This is a genomic window from Agromyces sp. NPDC058136 (genome assembly GCF_042884375.1).
GTDB lineage: Bacteria > Actinomycetota > Actinomycetes > Actinomycetales > Microbacteriaceae > Agromyces.
On the sequence record NZ_JBHVUA010000001.1, the window covers coordinates 855,886 to 881,034 of the forward strand.

The 25,149-nt window shown below is 73.1% G+C and carries 18 protein-coding genes; 6 read left to right on the forward strand and 12 right to left on the reverse strand.

Features of this window, described 5'->3' with window-relative positions; all coding sequences use genetic code 11:
- Positions 1-331: 331 nt before the first annotated feature.
- From ACFVTX_RS04030 to ACFVTX_RS04045, 4 genes are read left to right on the forward strand one after another with little or no spacing between them, the layout of a single operon-like run.
- Positions 332-3,352: a hypothetical protein gene (locus ACFVTX_RS04030; RefSeq protein ID WP_386898244.1), complete on the forward strand. Its 3,021-nt coding sequence runs from the start codon at positions 332-334 to the stop codon at positions 3,350-3,352.
- 20 nt (positions 3,353-3,372) lie between these two features.
- Positions 3,373-6,060 (forward strand): FtsX-like permease family protein, encoded by a 2,688-nt coding sequence (locus ACFVTX_RS04035; RefSeq protein ID WP_386898245.1) that lies wholly within the window; start codon positions 3,373-3,375, stop codon positions 6,058-6,060.
- 3 nt (positions 6,061-6,063) lie between these two features.
- Positions 6,064-7,131: an ABC transporter ATP-binding protein gene (locus tag ACFVTX_RS04040; protein WP_386898247.1), complete on the forward strand. Its 1,068-nt coding sequence runs from the start codon at positions 6,064-6,066 to the stop codon at positions 7,129-7,131.
- Positions 7,128-7,799: an ABC transporter ATP-binding protein gene (locus tag ACFVTX_RS04045; protein WP_386898249.1), complete on the forward strand. Its 672-nt coding sequence runs from the start codon at positions 7,128-7,130 to the stop codon at positions 7,797-7,799. Before ACFVTX_RS04040 ends, ACFVTX_RS04045 begins: the two co-directional genes overlap by 4 nt.
- Before the next feature lie 122 nt (positions 7,800-7,921).
- Here the strand turns inward: ACFVTX_RS04045 and ddaH are convergent, their stop codons facing one another.
- From ddaH to ACFVTX_RS04085, 8 genes are all read right to left on the reverse strand, one after another.
- Positions 7,922-9,196: a dimethylargininase gene (gene ddaH, locus ACFVTX_RS04050; protein WP_386898250.1), complete on the reverse strand. Its 1,275-nt coding sequence runs from the start codon at positions 9,194-9,196 to the stop codon at positions 7,922-7,924.
- 143 nt (positions 9,197-9,339) lie between these two features.
- On the reverse strand, positions 9,340-10,431 hold the full coding sequence (locus ACFVTX_RS04055) for a Glu/Leu/Phe/Val dehydrogenase dimerization domain-containing protein (protein WP_386898251.1): 1,092 nt from the start codon (positions 10,429-10,431) through the stop codon (positions 9,340-9,342).
- 170 nt (positions 10,432-10,601) lie between these two features.
- Positions 10,602-12,212 carry a bifunctional phosphoribosylaminoimidazolecarboxamide formyltransferase/IMP cyclohydrolase gene (gene purH, locus ACFVTX_RS04060; RefSeq protein WP_386898253.1) on the reverse strand — a complete coding sequence of 537 codons (1,611 nt, stop codon included), beginning with the start codon at positions 12,210-12,212 and terminating at the stop codon, positions 10,602-10,604.
- Positions 12,209-12,802, reverse strand: coding sequence for a phosphoribosylglycinamide formyltransferase (gene purN, locus ACFVTX_RS04065; RefSeq protein ID WP_386898255.1), 594 nt, complete (start codon positions 12,800-12,802; stop codon positions 12,209-12,211). Before purN ends, purH begins: the two co-directional genes overlap by 4 nt.
- Before the next feature lie 212 nt (positions 12,803-13,014).
- Positions 13,015-14,307, reverse strand: coding sequence for a DUF6350 family protein (locus tag ACFVTX_RS04070; protein WP_386898257.1), 1,293 nt, complete (start codon positions 14,305-14,307; stop codon positions 13,015-13,017).
- A 58-nt stretch (positions 14,308-14,365) separates the two neighbouring features.
- Positions 14,366-14,617, reverse strand: coding sequence for a hypothetical protein (locus tag ACFVTX_RS04075; protein WP_386898258.1), 252 nt, complete (start codon positions 14,615-14,617; stop codon positions 14,366-14,368).
- Positions 14,614-16,095: a hypothetical protein gene (locus ACFVTX_RS04080; protein WP_386898260.1), complete on the reverse strand. Its 1,482-nt coding sequence runs from the start codon at positions 16,093-16,095 to the stop codon at positions 14,614-14,616. Before ACFVTX_RS04080 ends, ACFVTX_RS04075 begins: the two co-directional genes overlap by 4 nt.
- A gap of 57 nt (positions 16,096-16,152) precedes the next feature.
- The gene (locus ACFVTX_RS04085; protein WP_386898262.1) at positions 16,153-16,692 is read right to left on the reverse strand and encodes a hypothetical protein; all 540 of its coding nucleotides are present in this window, start codon (positions 16,690-16,692) and stop codon (positions 16,153-16,155) included.
- A gap of 338 nt (positions 16,693-17,030) precedes the next feature.
- Between ACFVTX_RS04085 and ACFVTX_RS04090 the strand changes: the two genes are divergently transcribed.
- Positions 17,031-18,899 (forward strand): hemagglutinin, encoded by a 1,869-nt coding sequence (locus tag ACFVTX_RS04090; RefSeq protein WP_386898264.1) that lies wholly within the window; start codon positions 17,031-17,033, stop codon positions 18,897-18,899.
- Between the two features lie 138 nt (positions 18,900-19,037).
- On the opposite strand, the gene sucD is transcribed toward ACFVTX_RS04090, so the two are convergent.
- Both sucD and sucC read right to left on the reverse strand, forming a co-directional pair.
- Complete coding sequence (gene sucD / locus ACFVTX_RS04095; protein WP_386898266.1) at positions 19,038-19,946, reverse strand: succinate--CoA ligase subunit alpha; 909 nt, start codon at positions 19,944-19,946, stop codon at positions 19,038-19,040.
- Positions 19,947-19,961: 15 nt separating this feature from the next.
- Positions 19,962-21,125: an ADP-forming succinate--CoA ligase subunit beta gene (gene sucC, locus ACFVTX_RS04100; protein WP_386898268.1), complete on the reverse strand. Its 1,164-nt coding sequence runs from the start codon at positions 21,123-21,125 to the stop codon at positions 19,962-19,964.
- 267 nt (positions 21,126-21,392) lie between these two features.
- On the opposite strand from sucC, the gene ACFVTX_RS04105 reads away from it, so the two are divergent.
- Entirely contained in the window at positions 21,393-22,115 is a 723-nt protein-coding gene (locus ACFVTX_RS04105) for a VIT family protein (RefSeq protein WP_386898270.1), read from the forward strand.
- Here the strand turns inward: ACFVTX_RS04105 and ACFVTX_RS04110 are convergent.
- Together ACFVTX_RS04110 and ACFVTX_RS04115 are read right to left on the reverse strand one after the other, a co-directional pair.
- Positions 22,112-22,654 carry an NUDIX domain-containing protein gene (locus ACFVTX_RS04110; protein WP_386898272.1) on the reverse strand — a complete coding sequence of 181 codons (543 nt, stop codon included), beginning with the start codon at positions 22,652-22,654 and terminating at the stop codon, positions 22,112-22,114. The two genes, ACFVTX_RS04105 and ACFVTX_RS04110, sit on opposite strands and share 4 nt — an antisense overlap.
- Positions 22,651-25,146: an ATP-dependent helicase gene (locus ACFVTX_RS04115; protein ID WP_386898274.1), complete on the reverse strand. Its 2,496-nt coding sequence runs from the start codon at positions 25,144-25,146 to the stop codon at positions 22,651-22,653. The genes ACFVTX_RS04110 and ACFVTX_RS04115 overlap by 4 nt, the downstream gene beginning before the upstream one ends.
- Positions 25,147-25,149: the final 3 nt, after the last annotated feature.

Consider the following 25,149-nt stretch of genomic DNA (forward strand, 5'->3'; position numbering starts at 1 on the left):
GCCTGCGGGCGGGTGGGGCGCTACCCCTCGTGCCGTACGACCGGGGACGTACGGCGGGCAGCGCCAAAGACCGCGATCTCGCGGGCGTTGATGTCTGTCTGCATGGTGTCCTCCTGCGTCATCGTCTTCGATACCCTCGGGGCCGCGCGCGTAGGGATGCGGCGACCAGCCCTTCAGACTATGGGGTTCTGCCACTGGCACGCAAGACCCGCTTCGGGCGTAGAGTGAGCGAATTCGTCGTCACGCGGGCTCGCGTGCCGCCCCGCATCGAGGCGACCGCACGCCCGGCCCTGCACCCGCCCGCGTGTCGTCCCGATCATGAGGAGCCCACGTGGGAGGAGCACGCACGGCGTTCGCCCGCGCGAGCGCCCGCTCGGGCGTGCTCGCCGGCGTCGCGGCCGTCGTGCTGCTGCTCGCCGGGCTCGGCACCGCCGCGCTCGACACGCTCTCGGGCGCCGCGGCGAGCGGGCTGCGTTCGGGGCTCGAGCAGGCGACCGGCAGTGCGGGCGCCGCCCGCTGGCAGATCCGCCTGGCAGGCGACGCCGGCGCGCAGTCGGAGGCCGCCGCCGCCGTGCTCGACCGCATGATCGTGCCGCACGGCGCGAGCTGGGAGCGGAGCACGCAGGCGCTGCCCACCGCGGCGAGCGCGGGCGGCGAGCCGTTCGACGCGGTGCTCGCGGCCGATCCCGCGGTCGTCGAGCGCGCGACGCTCGTCGCGGGCGAATGGCCGGGCGACGCCGAGTCCCCGGCCGACGCCGTGCCGACCGCCGTGAATGCGGCGGCCGCCGAGTCCCTCGGTCTCGAACCGGGCTCGGTCGTGACGGTCGCCGAGGGCCCGACGCTCCTCGTCGTCGGCGTGTGGGCGCCCACCGACCCGACCGACCCCCGCTGGTTCGGCGACCCGGTCGTCACGACGGGGTTCGCCGACGGCGCGGCCGGCCCGTTCCTCGTCGACGAGCAGACCGTGGTCGACTCCCCCTCCGCCGCGGTCGTGCGGTGGACGGCCGTGGTCGACCCGGCGACGATGACCCCCGACGAGGCGGCTGCGCTCCGCCGGGCGCTGCCCGAGGTCGAGCCCGCGCTCCGCAACCAGGACGAGATCGGGTCGAGCGGCCTCGCCGCCTCGGGCGGCCTCGGCGCCACGCTCGCCCGGCTGCTCGCGGGGCTCGGCGCGGTGCGCGCGCTCGCGCCGGTGCCGGTGCTGCTCCTCGCGTTCGCGGGCGTCGCGGCGCTCTCACGGCTCGCGGCGCTCCTCGGGGCCGCCCGCCGGGGCGAGACGCTCCTGCTGCGGGCACGCGGCGCCTCGGCGACCAGGCTCGCCCACGACACCGCCGTCGAGGTGCTCGTCGTGGGGGTGCCCACGGCCGCGATCGGCGCGGCCGCCGCGGCGCTGCTCGTCGGATGGCTGAGCCCCGACGCCCCGGGCGCTCCGGCTTCGGCCGTCGTCGTCGCCGCACTCACCGTCGTCGTCGCGGTGCTGCTCGTCGCCGGTCGCGCGTTCGCCGACGCCCGTCGCCCCGTGCACCGCGGTTCGGGTGACGAGCAGGGCCGGATGCCGCGTGCCGCGCTCGCGGCCGGCGCCGTGCTCGTCGTGGTGGCCGCGGCGATCTCGCTGTGGCAGTTCCGGCTGTACGGCTCGCCGCTCGTGCCCGGCGCCTCCGGCACGGTCGAGGTCGACCCGCTCGCGGTGCTCGCCCCGGTGCTCGTCCTGCTCGCCCTGTCCCTCGTCGCGCTCGGCCTCGCACGCCCGATCGGTGCGCTCTTCGAGCGACTCGCGGCCGCGTGGCCCGCCCTCGTGCCTGCGCTGCCGATGCGGCAGCTCGCGCGCCGCAGCTCCCTGTTCGCCTCGGCGTCGCTCGTGACGATGCTCGCGGTCGCCGGCCTCACCCTCGCGGCCGTGTTCGCCGGCTCGTGGCAGTCGGTCGACCGTGAGGCCGCGGCGCTCGCGACGGGCGGCGAGGTGCGCGTCGCGTTCGCCGGTCGTGACGTCGTGCGCGGCGACGACCAGCTCGCGACCGACGACTCCGTCGCCGCGTTGCCCGGCGTCACGGCCGACGGCCCCGTCTTCCGCGGCGAGGTGCGGCTCGGCTCCGACCCGGCGACCCTCGTCGCGGCCCCCGCGAGCGGGGTCGAGGCGATCGCGCCGGGCACCGGGCTCGGCGCCGCCGCCGACGCACTCGCGGCCTCGGCGGAGGAGGCGGCCGTGCCGCTGCCCGAGGGCGCCTCGTCGCTCGAGATCGAGCTCGGGGTGCGCGCACCCGGCGGAACGGGCGGCTCGGTGGAGGTCTCGGTCTGGCTGCTCGCCGACGGCGGGGCGGCCACGAAGCTGCCGGCCGGTGCCGTCGACGTCGCCGCGGGCGGCGGCGTCGCGCACCTCGAACTGCCGGATGCCACGGGGCTCCGCCTGCTCGGCCTCGAGGCGCGACTCGTCGACGCTCCGGGGGCGGCGGGCGTGCAGGTCTCGTTCGGCGGCCTCGGCGTCGACGGCGACACCCCGTCGAGCGAGCTCGCGGGTGCCTTCGAGGCCGTCCAGCTGTCGGCGGCCGACCCTGCGGCGCGGGCTGCGCTGCCGGGCGGCGGCGGTCCGCTCCCGCTCGTGCTCGGCGCCGAGCTCGCCGACCGCATCTCCGCAGAGGTGGACGACGTGTTCGACGTCCGGGTCGTGGCGGGCGGCGCCGAGCTCGAGGCCGTCGTCGCGGGCATCGTGCCGGCCGTGCCCACCGCGGGCGGCAACGCCCTGCTCGCCGATCTCGGCGCGCTCGAGCGCGCCGCGTTCGACGAGGGCGGCGGGGTGCCCGCGTTCGGCGAACGGTGGATCGCGACCGAAGACCCGCCGACGGTCGCGACGGCGATCGAACGCGGGGAGGGGGTCGCGGCCACCGCGACGACCCGCGACGACGCCTCCTCCGCGACCCTCATCGGCCCGGCGATCACGACGTTCTGGCTCAGCGCGGCCGGAGCGCTGCTCTTCGCACTCATCGCGTTCCGTTCGCTCGCGAGCGCCCTCGCCGGGAGCCGCTTCGGCGAGATCGTCGTGCTCCGCGCCCTCGGCGTCGCGCCGCGCCTGCAGGCGAGGGCCCGCTTCGCCGAACTCGCGGCGACCGTGCTCGCGGCGATCGCGATGGGCGCGCTCATCGGCCTCGCGACGGCGTGGTTCACCGCCCGCGAACTGGCGCGTGCGACGATCGCCGACGCTCCGGCCGCGCTCACCGCCCCGTTCGGCTTCGCCCTCTGGCCGTGGCTCGCCGCCCTCGCAGTCTTCGCCGTGCTCGCCGCCGTGATCGCCGGGCTCGCCGCCCGAGCGGTGCGCCGCACCGCGAGCCGCCCAGGCCTCCGGGAGGAGGAGCGATGAGCGCACGACACCATTCGACCTTGAGCACGACGGGCTTCTTCCGCCGGCAGTTCTTCGCCGCGCCCTTCGCCTCGATCATGCTCGCGCTCCTCGTCGCGGCGGGCGCACTCCTCGCGACCGCCCTCCCCCGGGCCGTCGCCGCGATGCACACGGCTGCCCTCGCGGAGCATCTCGCCGAGTTCCCGGCGCGCGAGCTCGACGTGACCTCGTCGAACCGGGCCTGGCTGCCGACGCTCGCACCCTCGGAGCACGGTACGAGCCTCAGCGACGAGGTGGACGCCGTGTGGGGCGGTCAAGAGGAGCAACTGCTCGAGATCGGTGAGGCGATGCCGCCCGAGCTCGCCCGGGTGAGCGACGACCCGTTGCAGGTGCTCCTCGCCGGCCCGAACCAGGCGAAGCCCGACGGTGCGGGGCCCGGCTCGACCGACTTCATCCTGTACGCGGCCTTCGACCCCCGCTACGACGAGCACGTCGAGCTCGCCTCTGGGCACTGGCCGACCGCGGTCGTCCCCGAGGGGGCGACGGGTTTCGGACCGGTCGAGTTCGTGGCATCCGAGCCCTTCGCTCGCGAGATGCAGTGGGAGCTCGGCGAGGTGCGCAGCATTCCCGCGGGTGCGATCCGGCAGCCGTTCGAACTCGTCGGCACGTTCGCGGCGATCGACCCCGACGACGGGTACTGGACCCATCTGCCCGTGCCGCTCGAACCCTCGGTCGCATTCACCCCCGACGGGACGCTCCGCATCACCGGCCTCGGCTTCGCGCACCCGAACTCGTGGGTGGCGTTCGAGCAGGCGCAGCTTCCGACGACCCTCGAGCTCTGGTTCCCGATCGCGACCGAACGCATCACTGCCGACCAGTCCGCCGAGCTCCAGCGGGAGCTCGACGAGTTCATGAACACGAGCCGGATCGTCGGCTTCTCGAGCGGGCTCGGCGACGCCCTCGCCACCGCCGCGACCGCGGCCGCGGCGAGCGACACGGTGCTCGCGACCGTCGCCTCGGGGCCCATCGGCGTGATGATCGCGGTGCTCGTGCTCGGCGCGCGCGTCGTGTTCGAACGGCGCAGACCGGGACTCGAGCTCGCCGCGGCCCGCGGGGCCTCGACGGGGTGGCTGCGTGGCATCCTCGCCGTCGAAGGGGCCGTCATCGGCGTCCCCGCGGCCGCACTCGGAGCCGTGATCGGCACCCTCGCGGTGCCCGCCGACGGCGGCTCGGCCGGGCTCGTCATCGCGGCGCTCTTCGCGGTGACGCCCGCGGTGCTGCTCGTCGCCTCGGCGCCGCAGCTCACGCCGCTGCGGCGGGCTCGCGCCGACTTCGCCGCGCGCGGCGGCGGCAGGCTCCGCTGGATCCTCGAGGCCGTCGTCGCCGTCGTCGCGGTCACGGCCGTGGTGCTCCTCCTCCGCCGGGGGCTCGCGACCTCGGCGGGCGACGTCGGCGTCGACCCCCTGCTCGCCGCGGTGCCGCTGCTGCTCGCGGTGCTGACGTGCCTCGTCGTGCTGCGGCTCTACCCGCTGCCGCTCGCCGCGATCGTGCGATCCGCTGCGTCGGGCCGGGGGCTCGTCGCGTTCCTCGGCTCGGCGCGGGCGCTCCGCGACCCCTCGGCCGGGGTGGTGCCCGTGCTCACGGTCGTCGTCGGCGTGTCGATCGCGATGTTCTCCGCGGTGCTGCTCGGCACAGTGCAGACGGGCGTCGACCGGGCCGCCGACGCCCGGGTGGGCGCCGACGCGGTCGTCGCGGGCACCCCGTTCACGCTCGAGCAGCAGGCGGCGTTCGCCGAGGTGCCCGGGGTCGAGGCGATCGCGCCGGTGTACGCGACCGAGTCGACGCAGGTCGGCATCGACGGCCGCCTGCGGACGACGACCCTCATCGTCGTCGACTCGGCCGAGATGCGCGCCGTGCAGGCGGGGCGCACGGGCGCGACCCCCCTTCCCGACGGGCTCGCCGAGACCGGGGGCGACGCCGTGCCGGTCGTCATCTCGCAGGTCATCGCCGACTCCATCGAGGGCGCCGACGAGGTCGAGCTCGACCGCGAACCGTTCGAGATCGTGGGCGTCGTCGACGGACGCACCGCGTACTGGCCGCGCACGAGCTGGGTCCTCATCGACAAGGCCAACGCCGAGGGCTTCGTGAACACGCTCGTGCCCGACCGGGTGCTCGTGCGCTTCGCACCCGACGCCGACCCTGCGGCCGTCACCGCAGGGCTCGCCGAGGTCGCGGGCGACGACGCGACGGTGACGACGCCCGGCATGGTCCGAGACGAGCTCGCGGGCACCTCGGTCACGAGCGGTCTCGTGATCTCGCTCGTCGGCGCGATCGTGCTGTCGAGCCTGCTCACCGCCCTCGCGATCGTGCTGACCCTCGTCGTCGGCCGCCCCGCCCGCGAACGGCTGCTGCCGCTGCTCTCGACCCTGGGGCTCCGCCGCCGAGGCGAACGCGCGCTCGTCGCGTGGGAGGTCGGGCCCGTCGTCGCCGTCGCCCTCGTCGCCGGGGCGATCCTCGGCGTCGTGCTGCCGTTCGTGGTGCTGCAGGGCATCGACCTGCGTGCCTTCACCGGCGCCGACCAGCAGCCCGCGGTCGTGTTCGACCCGTGGCTCATCGGCGCCGTGCTCGCGGGCTCGGTGCTCGTCACGGCGCTCGCGGTGCTGTTCGCATCGCGCGTCGGCGGCGAGGCGAGCGCCGCCCGCGCCATGCGCAAAGAAGAGGAGGGCTGAAACATGCCGAACGAGAACGAACCGCACATTCTCTGCACCGACCTCGTGCGCATCTTCACCGCCGACGGCGTCGAGGTGCAGGCCCTCCAGGGCCTCAACCTGCGGGTCGAGGCGGGCGAGATGGTCGCCGTCGTCGGCGCCTCGGGCTCGGGCAAGTCGACGCTGCTCACGATCCTCTCGGGCCTCGACACCGCCACCGCCGGTGTCGCCCGTGTCGCGGGGCACGACCTCCTCACGATGGGGGCCCGCGAGCGCATCGCCTACCGCCGGCGCACCGTCGGCTTCGTGTGGCAGCAGACCTCGCGCAACCTCCTCCCCTACCTCACCGCCGCCGAGAACGTGGCCCTCGCGATGAACGTCGCCCGCACCCGGCGCGGTGCCGAGCGCGCCCGCCGCGTCGACGAACTGCTCGAACTGCTCGAGGTCGGGCCCGAACGCGACCGCCGCCCCGCCGAGCTCTCGGGCGGGCAGCAGCAGCGCGTCGCGATCGCCGTCGCCCTCGCGAACGACCCGCTCGTGCTGCTCGCCGACGAGCCGACGGGCGAGCTCGACGAGGCCATGTCCTCCGCCGTGCTCGAGGCGATGCGCGGCGTCAACCAGGAGCTCGGCGTGACGACCCTCATCGTCACGCACGACCCGGCCGTGTCGGGGCATGTGCGCCGTACGGTGCAGATCCGCGACGGACGCACCTCGACCGAGGTGCTGCGCTCGGTGCACGTCGACGAGCACGGCGAGGAGCAGCACGTCGCCGAGGAGTTCGCCGTGCTCGACCGGGTCGGCCGCCTGCAGCTGCCGCAGGACTTCATGCACAGCCTCGAGCTCCGCGACCGCGTGCGCCTCGCGCTCGAGAGCGACCACGTCGGCGTCTGGCCGGGTCATGAACGGCGGGCGGATGCCACGGCGCCGCCGCCGGGCGGGACGCCGCCGCCGGCCGTGGTGCCAGAACCGGGCGAGGCCCCCGAACCCCCCGCCCCGAGCACGCGGCGGGCGCGGCACGCCGCCGAGCCCGTGGCATCCGAGCCGACGACGACCGACCGCACCGAGCCCGACCGCACCGAGGAGGAGCGATGAGCGCACTGCGCGCCGAATCAGTGAGCCGCGTCTTCGAGGGCCGCGCAGGCGCCGTGCACGCGGTCGACGGCGTCTCCCTCGAGGTGCATCCCGGTGAGCTCCTCGTCGTCACCGGTCGCTCGGGCGCCGGCAAGACGACCCTGCTGAACCTGCTCGGCGGCCTCGACCGCCCCACCTCGGGCAGCGTGCGGCTCGGCGACGACGAGTTGACGGCGCTCGACGAGGAGGGGCTCGCCGCGGTGCGCCGCGACCGGGTCGGCTACGTGTTCCAATCGTTCGGGCTCATCCCGGTGCTCTCGGCCGCCGAGAACGTCGAGGTGCCGCTGCGGCTGCAGCGCACGCCGCCCGCCGAGCGGGCCGCCCGCGTCGCCGAGGCGCTCGAGCTCGTCGGGCTCGCCGGGCATGCCGCGCAGCGCCCCTACGAGCTCTCGGGCGGGCAGCAGCAGCGCGTCGGCATCGCGCGGGCGCTCGCCGCGCGGCCGCAGGTGCTGCTCGCCGACGAACCGACCGGGCAGCTCGACAGCGGCACCGCCGCGACGGTCATGGGTCTCATCGTCGAGCTCGTGCACACGCAGGGCGTCGCCGCCGTGGTCACCACCCACGACGCCGCCCTCGTCGTCCGCGCCGACCGGGTCATCGAACTCCACGACGGCCGCGCCGTCGGCTGACCGCGCGACTTCCGCAGGAGCGCCACCCGCTGCTTCTGCAGGAATTCGGGCGCCATCCTCGCTGTGAGGCAGGGATGCAGCCCATTCTCCTGCAGAAGCAAACGTGCGGCAGGCAGGAGGCTTCAGCGCACCCGCACCGACAGGCAGGTGACGCAGCCCTCGAGCTTCTCGAACTCGCTGATGTCGACGGTGACGACCCGGTAGCCGAGTCCCGCGAGCATCGCCGCGGTCTGCGGGGCCGCGGCCGACATGAGCAGCGACGTCGCCGACAGCGCGACGACCGCGACGCCCTCGGGCTCGGGCACCGGCATGAACCGCGGGAACAGGCTGGTCGCGTCGAGCAGCGCGGGGTCGCCGATGACGGTGCCGTCGGGCAGGGCCGTCGCCGCGCTCTTCAGGTGCAGCGCCTTCGACATCGGCACGCCGACGACGGTGTACCGGTGCGGGGCGAGGAGTTCGCGGAGCTGGCGGATGCCCTCGGCGTTCGTGCGAGAGGAGGCGCCGACGTAGACGACGTCGCCGACCTTCAGCACGTCGCCGCCGTCGAGGGTGCCCGGCTCCTCGATGCGGGCGACGCTCACGCGCGAGAGCGAGCGCACCGCGCGCTCGACGGCGTCAATCTCGGGGCGGCGCGACTCGGCGCCCGGCCGGGTGATCACGGCGAGGTCGTCGAACATGACGACCGTGTCCTCGACGAACACCGAGTCGGCCAGATCGGGGGCTGCGTCGACCTCGACCGTCTCCCACCCCTCGGCGACGAGCGCGGCGCAGTAGTTGTCCCATTGCTCGTCGGCGAGCGCCTGGTCGACCGGCCGGCGCTCGACGTGCGTGAGCTCGGCCTCGTCGAGGTTCGACGCGGGGATGCGCACGAGCGCGAGACGACGCGGCTCGCGCTCGGGCGCGTAGCTCATCACGCCGTGCAGGACGCGCGGCGCGAGCAGCACCTCGGCGATGACGACCGCGAGGATGAAGACGAGGTTGAGGCTCACGAGCGAACCGACCACGAGGAGGAACGCCTGCGGCCCGAACGGCGAGCGGGCCGTCATCGCGACGGTGACGGTCGTCGCGATGAGCGCCGCGAGGCACGCCGAGGCGAGGCCCGTGATGAGCGCGAGGAACCACACCCGTGTCGCCCCGAGCGCGTTCGCGATCGACAGCAACGCCCACGCGAAGAACGCGGCGAGGGCGAAGTGCCCGAACACCTGCGGGAACACCTGCGGCGACTGCCCGTTGCCGATGAAGGTGGCGAGCACCGCCGCGACGAGGGCGATGACCGCGACGACCGCCGAGGAGACGAGCACCGCCGCCGTCCGGCGCCCGCGGGTCGCGGGCGGGGTGAACCGCGCCCGCACCGGGGCGGCGGGCAGCGGAGAAGACGGTGGAACGGGGGAGGTCATGGCACGAGCCTAGTGGCCGAGCCGGATGCCACGGGGCAGCCGTCGGCCGGAGCGGGAGCCCGCATCGGGCCGACGGCGGGCACGACGCCGGGCCGACCGACGCGCACTGCGGCACGCCCGTCGGCCCGGCGATCAGCCGAGGTTCAGCGCCCCGCGTCGAGGCGCGCGCGAGCGAGTCGCTCGGCGGCGTCGAGGGTCGTCGACCCGTTCGCGACCGCGTCCTGGAGGACGGCGGCGACGACGTCGCCGATGCCCGCGATGCGCGCGTCGAGGGCTGCCTGGTCGGCGCCCGGCTGACCGGCCACGTCGAGGTAGATCACACCGCCGGCGTTGACGACGAAGTCGGGCGCCCACACGATGCCGCGCTCGCGCAGGAGACCGGCGACCTCGCGCGAGGCGAGCTGGTTGTTCGCGGCGCCGACGACGGCGCGCACGCGCAGCTCGTCGACGACGGCGGGCGTCAGCACGCCGCCGAGGCCGCACGGCACGAAGACGTCGGCCTCGACGCGGTGCGCGTCGGCCGGGTCGACCCAGGCGGCGCCGAGCTCGTCGGCGAGTGCGCGCTTCGACTCCGCGACGTCCGTCACCGTGAGGCGGGCTCCCGCGGCGGCGAGGCTGCGCGCGAGGCGACCGCCCACCTGGCCGAGGCCCGAGATGACGAAGTGGCGGCCGGCGGCGTCGGCCGAGCCGAACACGTGGCCGAGGGTCGCGAGGATGGAGGCGTGCACGCCCGCCGCGGTCGCGTCGGCGGGCTCGCCCACGCCGCCCTGCTCGGGCGGCAGGCCGCAGACGTGCGCGGTGCGCTCGTGCACGACGGCCATGAGTTCGGCGCTCGTGCCGACGTCCTCGGCGGTCATGTACGCGCCGTCGAGCGACTCGACGGCGTCGCCGAGGTCGAGCATCGCGTCGCGGCGCTGCGCCTCGTCGAGCACGACGCCCGAGGGAACCACGACGACGGACTTGCCGCCGCCGCGCATGAGGCCCGCGGCCGCGTTCTTCATGGTCATCGCCTGCGAGAGGCGGAGGGCGTCGGCGAGGCCGTCCGTCCAGTGCCCGTAGTTCCAGACGCGGGCACCGCCGAGCGCCTGGCCGAGGCGCGTGGAGTGCACGGCGACGATGACGGTGAGGCCGGAGCGGGGACCGCGGGTGATGAGCACCCGTTCATGGTCGGGGGCGTCGCTCGGCAGGGTGGCGCTGACCTCGGCGGCGACCGCCGGGGCGTGGGTGATCGACATCGATCGTTCTCCTCGAATCATCCGCTTCGTGGGCGGAACCTGGCCCGCGCGTGGTGTGCGCAGGGTCGATCCAAGGGTACCGCCGGGCGGATGCCACGGGGCGCATGCCGAGCGTCGGTGGAGGCGCGGAGCGGAGCGCATCACGCGCCCCGCCCCCGCCCCAGCCGGGATCAGTGGAAGAAGTGCCGCTCGCCCGTGAAGTACATGGTGACGCCGGCGGCGGCCGCCGCGGCCACCACCTCTTCGTCGCGCACCGAGCCGCCGGGCTGCACGACGGCCTTCACGCCCGCGTCGAGCAGGATCTGGAGGCCGTCGGCGAAGGGGAAGAACGCGTCGGATGCCGCGACCGAGCCCGCGGCGCGGTCGCCGGCCCGCTCGACCGCGAGCTTGCACGAGTCGACGCGGTTGACCTGGCCCATGCCGACGCCGACCGAGGCGCCGCCCGAGGCGAGCAGGATCGCGTTCGACTTCACCGCGCGGCACGCACGCCAGGCGAACTCGAGGTCGGCGAGGGTCTCGGCGTCGGCGGGCTCGCCCGCCGCCAGCGTCCACTCGGCGGCCGGGGCGAAGTGCCCGTCGGCCTGCTGCAGCAGCACCCCGCCCGAGATCTGCTTGAGCTCGACCGCGGTCGGCGCGAACCCCTCGGGAAGCGTGAGCAGGCGGATGTTCTTCTTCTGCGTGAGGAGCTCGACGGCCTCGGCCTCGAACGCGGGCGCGACGAGCACCTCGGTGAAGATGCCGGCGACCGTCTCGGCCATCTCGCGCGTCACGGTGCGGTTCGCCGCGATCACGCCGCCGAACGCCGACACCGGGTCGCACTCGTGCGCACGCCGGTGCGCGTCGGCGATCGGGTCGGCGGCACCGGTCGCCGCGACGGCGATGCCGCAGGGGTTCGCGTGCTTGATGATCGCCACGGCGGGCTCGTCGAAATCGAACGCGGCCCGCACCGCGGCATCCGCGTCGACGTAGTTGTTGTAGCTCATCTCCTTGCCGTGGAGCTGCACCGCCTGGGCGATGCCCGGCCGCCCGCCCTGCGAGGAGTAGATGGCCGCCTGCTGGTGCGAGTTCTCGCCGTAGCGGAGGTCGGCCTGCTTCACCCACGTGCCGCCGACCCACGCCGGGAACGGCGAGACCTCTGCGGGCTGGTCGGGTGCGACGACGCTGCCGATCCACGAGGCGACCGCGACGTCGTACGACGCCGTGTGCCGGAACGCCTCGCGCGCGAGCTCGCGGCGCTGCGCCAGCGTCGTGCCGCCCGCGGCGAGCGCGGCGACGACCTCGTCGTAGCGCTCGGGCGAGACGACGACGGCGACGTTCGCGTGGTTCTTCGCCGAGGCGCGCACCATCGCGGGGCCGCCGATGTCGATCTGCTCGACCACGGCGTCGGCCGCGGCGCCCGAGGCGACCGTCTCGACGAAGGGGTAGAGGTTCACGACGACGAGCTCGTAGGGCGCGATGCCGAGGCCCGAGAGCTCCTGCTCGTGCGACTCGAGGCGCAGGTCGGCGAGGAGGCCCGAGTGGACGGCCGGGTGGAGGGTGCGCACGCGCCCGTCGAGGTGCTCGGGGTAGCCCGTGACCTCGGCGATCTGCGTCACCGGGAGGCCCGCATCGGCGATCGCCTTCGAGGTGCCGCCCGTCGAGACGATCTCGACGCCGGCGCCGACGAGGGCCGTCGCGAGCTCGACGAGGCCGCGCTTGTCGCTCACGGCGATGAGCGCCCGGCGCACGGGCACGAGGTCGCGTTCGCGGTACAGGCTGGGGTCGATGGCGTGGCCGCTCATGATCGTGCGAGGCCTTTCAGGTCGAGGTGCGAGTTGGCGATGTCGAGCACGGCCTGGATGAGCAGGCGGCGTTCGACGGGCTTGATGCGGTCGTGGAGGCTCGACTCGGTGTCGCCCGGCAGTACCGGGATGCGCTCCTGCGCGATGATCGGGCCGCCGTCGACCGAGTTGTCGACGACGATGAGGCTCGCCCCCGTCTGGTCGACGCCCGCGGCGAGCGCGTCGCGCACGCCGTGCGCCCCCGGGAACTCGGGCAGGTACGCGGGGTGCGTGTTGATGAGCTGCGGCGAGAACGCGTCGACCACGGCGGGCGGCACGAGGCGCATGAGCCCCGAGAGCACGACGAGGTCGGGCTCCCAGCGACGCACCGCCTCGATGAGGGCGGCGCCCCACGCGTCGCGGTCGGGGTAGGCGGTGAACGGGACCGTGAACGTCGGCACCCCGAACTCCTCGCCGAGCACGAGACCGGATGCCTCGCGGTCGGCGCCGATCGCGACGACGCGCGCCGGGAACTCGGCGTCTTCAGCGGCTTCGAGCAGGGCCCGGAGGTTCGACCCTCCACCAGAGATGAGGACGACGAGCTTCAGCACCCTTGGAGTTTACCGGTCGCGGAGGTTCGACTCAGCGCCGTCCGCATACCAGAGGTGGGGACGACGGGCTTCAGCGCCGTCGGAGCCTCCCGGTCGCGGAGGTTCGACTCAGCGCCGCCCGCATACCAGAGGTGGGGAAGACGCGCTTCAGCGCCGTCGGAGCCTACCGGTCGCGGAGGCAGCGCCGTCGACGAGCCTCAGCGCCACGAGCGTTATCGGGACGCGAACTCGTCGACGTGCTCGCGGTCGCGCATCCATGCGGCGACGGCGCCCGCGACGGCGCCGAGGCCGACGGTCGCGGCGGCGACCGCGGCCACCGCCCACGGGTCGGGGCCGACCACTGCGAGCCGGCCGGGGCCGGCCGCGCCGCCCGACCACCACGCGAGGAGGCCCATCACGAGACCGGCGACGACGCCCGCCCCGAGCGCGATCACGACAGGATGCCACCACGGCGAGCGGCGCTGCGACGCACCGCCGAACGCACCGACCGGCGAACCCGCGGGTGCGCCGGCGCCCGCGTCGCCCGCCCGGCCGATCACCAGCCACGCGCCGGCGAAGCCGAGGACGACGGGCACGAGCAGCCAGAGCGCGCCGAGCACGGGGGCGTCGGCCGGCAGCGCACCGAGCAGGGGGATGCCGGGGACCGGCCCCAGCACCGTGCCGCCCGGTGCGACGGTGGTGCCTGCGCCGATCGCGAATCCGGGGCCGAGCAGCCACGCCGCACCCCACACGACGAAGTTCGGGATGAACGCGAGCTCGACGACGGTCAGCAGGATGCCGCCGTCGACCCCTGCGCCGAGCGACTGCGAGAGCCCCGCGATCGTGGCGTAGTCGACCGCGATGAGCCCGGCCACGAGCACCGCCGCGACGCCGAGCAGCCCGAAGGCCGCTGCGGCGCCGATGCGCACCGCCCGCCGTACCGAATCGACCGCGACCGGCGGCAGATCGTCGAGCCGGTCGCGCACCCACCCGCCGGCGAGGTCGCCCTCGTGCGCCTCGCGGAGGGTCTCGAGCACGGCTCCGATGACGACGCCGATCGCCATCACGAAGCCAGGCAACGCGATCGCCTGCCAGAGCGAGGGGCTCGCGGCCGCCGAGTTCGCCGCGACGCCGAGCACCCCGCCGAGGGCCGCGTACACCGCGACCGCCGAGACCGAGCCCGTGATCGAGTGACCCGAGGCGGCCGAGCGGCGCCCGATGCGGCGGCCGACGGCGACCGAGGCGAGTGCGAAGCCGAGCAGCGCGATCGTGATCGGGAAGGGATCCCCCGCCCCCGGCAGCCCGACGCGCTCCGCCGTCACGCCGTCGAGCTGCACGACGACGTCGACGCCGTGCCCGAGCAGCCAGAGATCGGCGGCGGCGCGGAAGAACGCGGTCGCGTCGACCGCGAGACCGAAGTGCACCGCCCAGACGACGAGCAGCGGCACGAGCACGACACCGAGACCGATGAGCGCCGCGACGGCGGCTTCGAGGGCGGCCAGCAGGGCGATCGTCGTACGTCTCATGACCTCGCCGAGCCTAGCGGACGGCGCGACGGAACCCGCCCGCCACGTCGGCCGGAGCTCAGCTCGATTCGACGTCGCCCGGGAACCGGCCGACGCGGAGCATCGCGACCACGGCCGTCGTCACCCAGAGCGCGGCACCGCCGAGCGTCGCGAGCAGCGCCCAGAGGGTGAACCCGGCGAACTGCATCCAGAGGAGGCCGCCGCCCATCACCGCCCCGCCGACGGCGACGAGGATACCCGTGCCGCTCCGGAGCGGAACGCTCGTCGAGGCGCGCAGCCCCGCCGAACGCCCGCGGAACAGCTGCATCACGAACGGCCGCGCGACTCGAGTACCGCGTCGTCGCCCGACTCGGCGTCGTCGGTCTCCCCGGCTTCCCGGGGCTCGGCCGGCCCTGCCCCAGTCTCGCCCGTCTCATCGCCGCCGACCGGCCCCGCGGCATCCGCCGCTTCGAGCTCGTCGGCGGGACGGCGCAGCACCTCGAGCAGGAGGAGCGCGATGAGCGCGAGGACGACCGTCGTGACGACCGAACCCGTCGTGACCGGCCGGTTCAGCACGATGACCGCGGCCGCGAGGATCGCGATCGCCCCGGCGATGAGGCCGTGCGCCCGATCGAGCGCGACGCCGAACCGCCCGGTCGTGATGCCGTGCCGGTCGCCCGCGCGGCGAAGCGCTGCGAAGCCGCTGCCCGCGAAGCCGCGGAGCGCCCTCGCCGGAGCCCACGGCCCCGCCACCCAGGCGATGAGCGCGGCGAACAGGCCGAGGACGAGCAGGGCGACGGTCGTCGAGCGCATCGCCTCGGTGAGTTGCGCGTAGATGACCTCGGCGGCGTCGCCCGGGATGATGCTCGGGCTGATGGTCGCGATGAAGATGACCTTGCCGATCTCGAAGCCCGCCGCGAGCAGCGCCATCACGAAGGCGAAGCCGCCCGCCGTCCAGACGAAGGCGCGCGAGCGGTTCTTCGCGACGAACACGCCTGCGACGAGGAAGGCGAGCGCGACCCACGGCAGCCAGGTGCCGATGCCGACCGCGAGCGCGTACATCGTGGAGACGAGCACGAAGGCGTCGCCCTGGGCGACGACGATGCTCTGCTCGACGACCGGGATCGCGTCGGCGAACCCGACGCCGCGTTCCGACAGTCGCTCCTTCACCGCCTCGATGATCGGGCCGATCTGCACCGACAGCGTTCCGTCGCCGCCGATCTCGAGCATCGCGTCAGGGTCGCCCTGCATGGCCGCGATGAACTGCGTGTGGGTGGTCTGCAGGGCCGTGCGCCAGATATCGGCGAACGCATCGGAGCTCACGAGCCGGTCGACCACGTCGGCGACGAGCGACTGCAGGCCCTGCGTCGCGGGCGCCTCGAGCAGGCCGAGCGCCGTCTCGGCCCGGGGCGGCAGGTCGAGGGCGCGGAGGCCGTCGAAGAGGTCGGCGGTCAGCTGCGGGATGTCGACCTGGCGTTCGATGGCCGCCGTCACCTGGTCGGAGACGTACTCCTGCACCTCGGGGTCCTCGGCGAGCGGGGCGAAGGTCGCGACGAACCGGTCGGTGTCGACGAGCTCGATGCGGGCCCAGCCCGCGACGACGGCGACCGGGGCGAGCAGCAGCCCGATCACGACGAGCACGACGGCGCCGACGGTGCGCCCGCGCCCTCGCCCGCGCCGGCGTTCAGCGGCGACGGGCGCGGCGCCGGCAGCGATCCCGCCGGACACCTCGGTCGTCTCGGCGGCGCGCAGCCGCGCGTTCTCGGCCTCGAGCTCGGCGATCCGCGCTTCGAGGTCGGCATTGGTCATCTTCGGCATCGTGGCCCCCCTTGGCTTGACGATATCGGTTCGGGGGCCGTGCGCGCATCAGTGGATGAACGCCTTCAGGACGATCATCACGAGGCCGAAGGCGGCGGTGGTGAGCGCCCCGACCAGTTGCATCACCAACGGTGCGCCCCGGCGCCGGTAGGCCACGAATCCGAGCACGGCGAGCACGAGCACGCCCGCCCACAGCGCGAGCCAGATGGTCAGCGTGTCGGGGACCACCCGCAGCGCGCCGAGCAGGAGGATCAGCGACGGGAGCAGCGCCGAGGCGAGCAGCCCGAGCGAGTGGTTCAGCGCCGCGTCGAACGCCTGCCGGAGCGGCATCACATGGTCGATGGCGAGGCCGTGCCGGGAGACCGTGCCCGCGTAGACGTGGGCGGCCCAGAAGACCAGGACCGTGATGACCACGATCCAGAAGACCTCCCACGAGGTCGAGCCGTGCGTGCCCGCCACCACGATCATCCCCGAGACGAGCACGACGCCGTACACCGACTCCTCGGTCACGAAGGCCGTGCGGACGAGCTGCTCCCGCACCTCCCGGCGGTCGCGTGCGCCCGCAGCACCCGATTCTTCGACGCTCATGACGCCACTCTCTCACGCCGACGAGCAGATACCCCCTTTCTGGGTGGTGATAATCCCTCACTTATACCTGTCGGGCAACGCCCGATCGGGCGTAGCGTTCGAGGTGACAACCAGAGACTCCCCCAGGGTCTGATGCATTCCCGTCGCCGCCTCACCCACGGCACAGGAGACGACCGTCACCCGCACGCCCTGCCACGCCCGCGCACTGCCGCCCCGATCATCTGCCCCGGCGGAGACCGTTCGGTCCGCCCGGACCGGGCGAAGCTGCGAACCGGGAGGCGACGATGCCACTCACAACCCCAACCCGACGGTCCGAGAAGTCTTCTCGGACGCGACGGGTGCTTGCCGCGATGGCGGCGTGCGGACTTGCCGCGGCGATGACGGTGATCGCGAACCCGGCGCTCGCCGGAACCGTTCCGCCGTTCGAGATCGACGGCGTCGTGCCCGACGGCGGCGCCACCCAGATCGACGACCCGTTCGGCAGTGTGAAAGAACTCGGGCCGCTCAACTCGAGCACCACGAAGATCGGGGTCATCCACGCCGACGCGCCGCCCACCCTCGGCGACACCAACCCGAACGCACAGGTCGACCTGCGCCGGGCCTGGCTCGACACCGCGCCGGATGCCGACGACGACGACTGGCTGTACTTCGCCTGGGAGCGCGACAAGAACACCGGCAGCGGATTCATCGCCTACGAGTTCATGCAGAACAAGGCCCCCACGGCCTGCGCCTACGAGACGGCGACACCCGCGCAGTTGGTCGCCGGCTGCAACCCGTGGGCCAACCGCACCGCCGGCGACTTCATGATTCTGTGGGACCAGCAGGGCGGAAGCCTCGACCTGTTCCTCCGCATCTGGAGCGGCACCGCGCCGAACCTGACGCTCGGTGCTCCGGTGGCCCTCAACGCCGCGAACTCGGCCGCGAAGTACAGCGCCGACGGGTTCTTCGGTGAGGCCGCCGTCAACCTGACGGACACCATCTTCGGCGGGTCCACGGAATGCCTCTCGTTCGCCAACACCATCCCGAGCACGGTGACCGGCAACTCCGATACCGCGGACTACAAGGACACGATCCTCGCCACGACACCACCGATCAGCAACTGCACCTCGACCACGGTGACCACGCCGAAGGACGGCGGCGGGGCTGACATCCCCGGCGGCGGTCTCTCGATCGGCTCCGGCGTCGTCGCGGTGAAGGACTCGGCCGTGGTCGACATCGAAGGCGGCACCGCCGATCCTGCGGGCTCGGTGGCGTTCTCCCTCTGCAAGGTGGACGCGCCGGCGCTGTGCGACACCGGCGGCACGAGCGTCGGCTCGACGAACCTGACGGGCGCGGACTACCCGGTGACCGTCGTGTCGCCGACCGCCTACGTCACCTCCGCCGGCCGGTACTGCTGGCGTGCGGAGTTCAGCGGCGACGCCGCCAACGGCATCCCCGGCTCGAGCGACGCGACCGAGACGGAGTGCTTCACGGTGAACCCGAAGACCCCGGCGCTCGCGACCACCGCAGGAGATGACGTCCTGCTCGGCAACCCGGTGACGGACTCGGCCACCCTGAACGGGACGGCAACCCAGCCGGCCAACCCGGTCATCAACCTGACCGGCACCGGTGGGGCCGCGGCCGGAGGCACGATCACCTTCAAGCTGTATGGGCCTGACAACTGCACCACACTGGCGTACACCTCGTCCGCGGTGACGGTGAGCGGGAACGGCACCTACAACTCGCCGGCCCCGCAGTTCGTGCCCACCCTCCCGGGCACCTACCACTGGGTCGCCGTGTACAGCGGGAACCCGCCGAACACCAACGGCACCACGCACAACAGCGGGTGCACCGACACCAACGAGGACGTCGTCGTGGAGACCGTGCCCTCGACGCTCTCGAGCGCCCAGCGATGGGTGCCGAACGACTCGGTGACGGTGACGGCTCCGGCCGGCAGCGGCGCCCTGGCGGGGAACGTCGACTTCGAGCTGTTCGCCAACGCGACGTGCAGCGGTTCGGCCATCTACACGCTGCTGAACGTCAGCGTGTCGGGCGCCTCGCCGCAGACGGTGTCGACCAGCAACACCACCGCGCAGACAGCGGGCGGGTCGTTCTCGTGGCGCGTCAACTACGACAGCACGAACCCGGCGCAGCGGGACATCGGCGCCAGTTGCCACGAGACCTCGGTGCTGAGCATCACGAACGGGGGCAGCATCAGCAGCCAGTGAGATGAGGGCCGATCCATGACGTGAAACCGGACGGCCGGGGTGCGCCCCCCGCTCCACCCCGCCGGACGGCAGAACCCCGCAGACCGTGGTCTGCGGGGTTCTGTTCACGCGTCCGGAAGGGCGGCCGCGAACGCGGGATTACGCGCCGAGCGCGGCGTAGACCTCGCGGAGCAGCTGCGCCGTCTCGGACGGCGTCTTGCCGACCTTGACGCCGGCGGCCTCGAGGGCCTCCTTCTTGGCCTGCGCGGTGCCCGCCGAGCCCGAGACGATCGCGCCGGCGTGGCCCATCGTCTTGCCCTCGGGAGCGGTGAACCCGGCGACGTAGCCGACGACCGGCTTCGTAACGTTCGCCTTGATGAAGTCGGCCGCACGCTCCTCGGCGTCGCCGCCGATCTCGCCGATCATGACGATCGCCTTGGTCTCGGGGTCGGCCTCGAACGCGGCGAGCGCGTCGATGTGCGTGGTGCCGATGATCGGGTCGCCGCCGATGCCGATGGCGGTCGAGAAGCCGAGGTCGCGCAGCTCGTACATCATCTGGTAGGTCAGGGTGCCCGACTTCGAGACGAGGCCGATCGGGCCCTTGCCGGTGATGTTCGCCGGGGTGATGCCGACGAGGGCCTCACCGGGGCTGATGATGCCGGGGCAGTTCGGGCCGATGATGCGGGTCTTGTCGCCCTTCTCCTTGGCGTAGGCCCAGAACTCGGCGGAGTCCTGCACGGGGACGCCCTCGGTGATGATCACGAGCAGCGGGATCGACGCGTCGATGGCCTCGACGACGGCGTCCTTCGTGAAGGCCGGGGGCACGAACGCGATCGAGACGTCGGCGCCGGTCTGCGCCATGGCCTCGGCCACGGACGCGAAGACGGGGAGCTCGACGGGGTTGCCCGCGGCATCCGTGTGGAGCACCGTCGTGCCCGCCTTGCGGGCGTTGACGCCGCCGACCACCTGGGTGCCGGCCGCGAGCATGCGCGCGGTGTGCTTCGAGCCCTCGCCGCCGGTGATGCCCTGGACGATGACCTTGCTGTCCTTGTTGAGGAAGATCGTCATTTCTTCGTACGCCCCTTACGCGTTCGCCAGTTCGGCGGCCTTGTCGGCGCCCTGGTCCATGTTCTCGGCGAGGGTGACGAGCGGGTGCGCCGCCTCCTCGAGGATGCGACGGCCCTCGACGACGTTGTTGCCGTCGAGACGCACGACGAGGGGCTTGTTCGCGGTCGAGCCGAGCTCGGCGAGCGCACCCACGATGCCCTTGGCGACCTGGTCGCAGGCGGTGATGCCGCCGAAGACGTTGACGAACACGCTCTTGACCTGCGGGTCGCCGAGGATGATGCCGAGGCCGTTGGCCATGACCTCCGCCGAGGCGCCGCCGCCGATGTCGAGGAAGTTCGCGGGCTTCACGTTGCCGTGGTTCTCGCCCGCGTAGGCGACGACGTCGAGGGTCGACATGACGAGGCCCGCGCCGTTGCCGATGATGCCGACCTCGCCGTCGAGCTTGACGTAGTTGAGGTCGAGCGCCTTCGCGGCGGCCTCGAGCGGGTCGGCCGCGTCCTTGTCTTCGAGGAGCGCGTGGTTCTGGTGACGGAACTCGGCGTTCTCGTCGAGCGAGACCTTGCCGTCGAGGGCGATGACGTTGCCGTCCTCGTCGAGGATGAGCGGGTTGACCTCGACGAGCGTCGCGTCTTCGCCCTTGTAGACCTCGTAGAGCTTCACGAAGACGTCAGCGACCTTGTCGACGAGCTCGGCCGGGAAGTTCGCGGCGACCGCGATCTCACGGGCCTTCGCGGCGTCGATGCCGGCGATCGGGTCGACCTCGATGCGCGCGAGCGCCTCGGGCTTCTCGACGGCGAGCTGCTCGATCTCCATGCCGCCCTCGACGCTCGTGAGCGACAGGTAGGAGCGGTTGGCGCGGTCGAGCAGCACCGAGAAGTAGAACTCCTGCGCGATGCGGGCGCCGCCGGCGACCATGACGCGCTTGACGACGTGGCCCTTGATGTCGAGGCCGAGGATCGCCTGCGCGGCCTCGTACGCCTCGTCGGGGGTCTTCGCGACCTTGACGCCGCCGGCCTTGCCGCGGCCGCCCGTCTTCACCTGGGCCTTGACCACGACGACGCCGCCGAGCTTCTCGGCGGCCGCACGCACCTCGTCGGGGGTGTCGGCGACGATGCCCGGGAGCACCGGGACCCCGTACTGCTCGAACAGGTCTCTGGCCTGGTACTCGTAAAGATCCACGCTCTACTTCCAATCGGTCCGCACGCGCGGTCGCGCACAGGGGCTGGTGGGTTTCGGCCCGGAGGGCGCCGAAGAATCTCGACGTCAAGATAAGTGGGCCACCTTCCATGCTACTCCCCGCGCCGGTACGCCGAGAATCGCCCGGATGCCCGCGGTGTCCGGTCGCCCGGACGGCGCGCGTCGCACGCCCGGCGAGGCGCTCGCGCACCCGGTGAGCCGAGCCACACCATGCTGGCGCCCGCGAGCCGCCGCTGCGAGACTGCCACCATGACGGATGCCTCGGCGGAGCCCCGACACGGAACCGACCCCCACGACGTGCGGGTGCACGAGAAGCTCAACTGGCTTCGCGCGGGGGTGCTCGGCGCGAACGACGGCATCATCTCGGTCGCAGCCCTCGTCGTCGGCGTCGCCGCGGCGACGACCGATCTCGGGGCGATCCTCGTCGCGGGCGTCGCCTCCGTCGTCGCGGGCGCCATCTCGATGGGGCTCGGCGAGTACGTCTCCGTGTCGACGCAGCGCGACACCGAGCGCGCCCTCATCGCGAAGGAGACGCGCGAGCTCGCCGAGATGCCCGAGCAGGAGCTCGCCGAGCTCACGGGGCTCTACCGGGCGAAGGGGTTGAGCGACGAGACGGCGGCCCGGGTGGCGCGCGAGCTCACCGCCCACGACGCGCTCGCCGCGCACCTCGAGGCCGAGCTGCACATCTCCGAGGACGACGTGGTGAACCCGTGGCACGCGGCCGGGGCATCCGCCCTGTCGTTCCTCATCGGCGCGGTGCTGCCGATGCTCGCGATCCTGCTCCCGCCGCCCGAGTGGCGCATCGCGACGACCTTCGCGGCGGTCGTCGTCGCCCTCGCGGTCACCGGCTGGCTCTCGGCGTGGATCGGCGGGGCCCCGCGAGGCCGCGCCGTGCTCCGCGTCGTGATCGGCGGCGCACTCGCCCTCGTCGTCACCTGGGTGATCGGCGGCCTGCTCGGCGGCGTCGTCTAGCCCACGCGCCCGAGCGCGAGCGCCGCGTACATCAGCGCCGCGACGGTCTCGCCGTCGTCGATCGCGCCGGTGCGCACCATGCGCATCACCTCGGCCCACGGCACGGCGCGCACCGCCGAGATGCCCTCTTCGAGCCGGGTCGCCTCGGCCTCGTCGGTGCGGCGGAGCCCGCGCGCGAGGTACACGTGCTCGGGAGCCCTGGCGAGGCCGTTGAGCGCCGTCATGCGCCCGATCGGGGCCCAGTCGGATGCCTCGTAGCCGGTCTCCTCAGCGAGCTCGCGCTTCGCGGCGACGAGCGGGTCTTCACCGTCGGTGCCGCCGGCCGGCACCTCGACGCTCGTGCCGACGGTGTGGCGGTCGATGGTGACGAGCAGCACCTCGTCGTCGTCGGTCACCGCGACGACGAACACGGCGGGGTTGACCATCTCGACGACGCCGTAGATGCCGGTCTCGCCGTCGGGTCGCACGACCTCGTCTTCGACGACCCGGACCCACCGGTTCTCGTACACGGTGCGCGTGGTGCGCGTCGGCCAGCTCACAGCTTCTCGATCGGGGCGATCTTGATGAGCAGCTTCTTCTGCCCGGCGCGGTCGAACGAGACGTGCGCGATCTTCTTCGTGCCCTCGCCCGTGACCTGGGTGACCTTGCCCTCGCCGAAGTCGGCGTGGCGGATGCGGTCGCCGGCCTCGAGGGTGAGGTCGCCGTTGTCGCGCACGGTGCCGGTGACCTTGTTCGCCCACTCGGTCTTGGGCTTCTCGGAGCGGGTGACGCTGAAGCGCTCGAGGTCGCGGTCGCGGGTGCCCCATGCTCCCCCGCCGCTGCCGCTGCCGCCCTGGCCGAAGCCGCGCCGGGCGTTGAGGGCGCGCGGCTGCGAACCGCCGCGGCTCGTCGCCATTCCGGGCGACTGCCGCCAGTCGATGAGCCCCTCGGGGATCTCCTGGAGGTACCGGGAGGGCATCGCCACGGCGACCTCGCCGAACTGGGCGCGGCTCATCGCGAGCGAGAGGTAGAGGCGCTGGCGTGCCCGCGTGATGCCGACGTAGAAGAGCCGCCGCTCCTCGGCGGGGCCGCCGGGCTCGGAGGCCGACATCTGGTGCGGCAGCAGCCCCTCTTCGATGCCGGTGAGGAAGACGGCGTGGTACTCGAGCCCCTTCGCCGTGTGCAGCGTCATGAGCGAGACGGTGCCCGAGGCGTCGTCGAGTTCGTCGGCTGCGGCGACGAGCGAGACCTGCGTGAGGAAGTCGACGAGGGTCGCGCCCGGGTTCTCGCGGTCGAAGTCGCGGGTCTGCGCGACGAGCTCCTCGACGTTCTCGGCCCGCGTCTCGTCTTGTGGGTCGCGGCTGTTGCGGAGCGCGTCGAGCAGCCCCGAGCGCTCCATCAGGAAGACGAGCACCTCGGAGATCTTCGCGGCCCCCTCGTTCGTGCCCGCGTCGATGCCGGCCTGCGAGGGCACGAGCATCGCCGCGGCCTCGTCGAGCACGTCGGCGAGCGCCGAGATCGCGCCGGTCACCTTCGGCCCGAGCCCGAGCCCGCCGGCGGAGCGCATCGCCTGCCGGAAGGTGAGTTCGTTCTGCTCGGCGAACTGCGCGATCGCCGTCTCGGTGGCCGGGCCGATGCCGCGCTTCGGCGTGTTCAGGATGCGGCGCAGCGCCAGCTCGTCGAGCGGGTTCGCGACGGCGATGAGGTACGCCATCGCGTCCTTGATCTCGGCGCGCTCGTAGAACTTGGTGCCGCCGACGACGCGGTACGGCAGCGCGGAGCGCACGAAGATCTCTTCGAGCGCACGGGTCTGCGCGTTGGTGCGGTAGAACACGGCGATGTCGCGGTACGCGACGCCCGCGCGGTGCAGCGACTCGATCTCGTCGGCGATGAACTGGGCCTCGTCGTGCGCGGTGTACCCCGTGTAGCCGACGATCTTGTCGCCATCTCCGTCGGCCGTCCAGAGTTTCTTCTCTTTGCGGTCGAAGTTGTTCGAGATCACCGCGTTCGCGGCCGAGAGGATGTTCTGCGTCGAGCGGTAGTTCTGCTCGAGCAGCACGACCTTCGCCCCCGGGAAGTCGCGTTCGAACTCGACGATGTTGCGGATGTCGGCGCCGCGGAAGGCGTAGATCGACTGGTCGGAGTCGCCGACGACGGTGAGGCTCGCGCCCGGGATCGCCCCGCTCCCGTCGGTCATGCCGCGCACCAGGATGCCGTGCTGGTCGAGCTCCTCGACGATCGCGGGCGCCACCGGGCGGGTGAGCTCGCGGATGAGGGCGTACTGCGCGTGGTTCGTGTCCTGGTACTCGTCGACGAGGATGTGCCGGAATCGGCGCTGGTACAGCGCCGCGACCTTCGGGAAGGCGCGGAACAGGTACACCGTCTCGGCGATGAGGTCGTCGAAGTCGAGGGCGGATGCCTCGCGCAGGCGCCTCGTGTACTGCCGGAAGATCTCGAGGAACATGACCTCTTGCGGGTCGTTCATGTTCGCGTTGCGGGCGAAGGTCTCGACGTCGGCGAGCTCGTTCTTGAGCTTCGAGATCTTCGCCTGCGCGCTCGCGGGCGTGAAGCCCATGGTGTCGGCGTCGAGCCCCTTGATGATGCGCTTGAGGATGGTGCGCTGGTCGGCGGAGTCGTAGATGGTGAAGGTCGACGACAGCCCGAGCGACTCGGCCTCGCGGCGCAGGATGCGCACGCACGCCGAGTGGAACGTCGAGATCCACATGCCGGAGGCGCTCTCGCCGAGCAGCGCCTGCACGCGTTCGCGCATCTCGGCGGCGGCCTTGTTCGTGAAGGTGATCGCGAGGATCTGGCTCGGCCACGCCTCACGGCTCTCGATGAGGAGCGCGATGCGGTGCGTGAGCACGCGGGTCTTGCCGGAGCCCGCGCCGGCGACGATAAGCAGGGCGGGGCCGCGGTACTCGACCGCCTCGCGCTGCTCGGGGTTCAGCCCGTCGGTCAGGCGCGAACCGGTGCCGGCCTGGTCGTCGGAGCGTGCCGTGGGCGCCTCGCGCCAGCCGGCCGGGTCGTCGGGGTCGAGGATCAGCGTCATATC

Bases quoted from the DNA above. Each gene is read 5' to 3' on its own strand.
- ACFVTX_RS04055 (WP_386898251.1), bottom strand. From the start codon at position 10,431: ATGTCGATCACCCACGCCCCGGCGGTCGCCGCCGAGGTCAGCGCCACC.
- purH (WP_386898253.1), bottom strand. From the start codon at position 12,212: ATGAGCGGCCACGCCATCGACCCCAGCCTGTACCGCGAACGCGACCTC.
- ACFVTX_RS04045 (WP_386898249.1), top strand. From the start codon at position 7,128: ATGAGCGCACTGCGCGCCGAATCAGTGAGCCGCGTCTTCGAGGGCCGC.
- ACFVTX_RS04040 (WP_386898247.1), top strand. From the start codon at position 6,064: ATGCCGAACGAGAACGAACCGCACATTCTCTGCACCGACCTCGTGCGC.
- ACFVTX_RS04080 (WP_386898260.1), bottom strand. From the start codon at position 16,095: ATGACCAATGCCGACCTCGAAGCGCGGATCGCCGAGCTCGAGGCCGAG.
- ACFVTX_RS04105 (WP_386898270.1), top strand. From the start codon at position 21,393: ATGACGGATGCCTCGGCGGAGCCCCGACACGGAACCGACCCCCACGAC.
- ACFVTX_RS04115 (WP_386898274.1), bottom strand. From the start codon at position 25,146: ATGACGCTGATCCTCGACCCCGACGACCCGGCCGGCTGGCGCGAGGCG.
- ACFVTX_RS04085 (WP_386898262.1), bottom strand. From the start codon at position 16,692: ATGAGCGTCGAAGAATCGGGTGCTGCGGGCGCACGCGACCGCCGGGAG.
- sucD (WP_386898266.1), bottom strand. From the start codon at position 19,946: ATGACGATCTTCCTCAACAAGGACAGCAAGGTCATCGTCCAGGGCATC.
- ddaH (WP_386898250.1), bottom strand. From the start codon at position 9,196: ATGACCTCCCCCGTTCCACCGTCTTCTCCGCTGCCCGCCGCCCCGGTG.
- ACFVTX_RS04070 (WP_386898257.1), bottom strand. From the start codon at position 14,307: ATGAGACGTACGACGATCGCCCTGCTGGCCGCCCTCGAAGCCGCCGTC.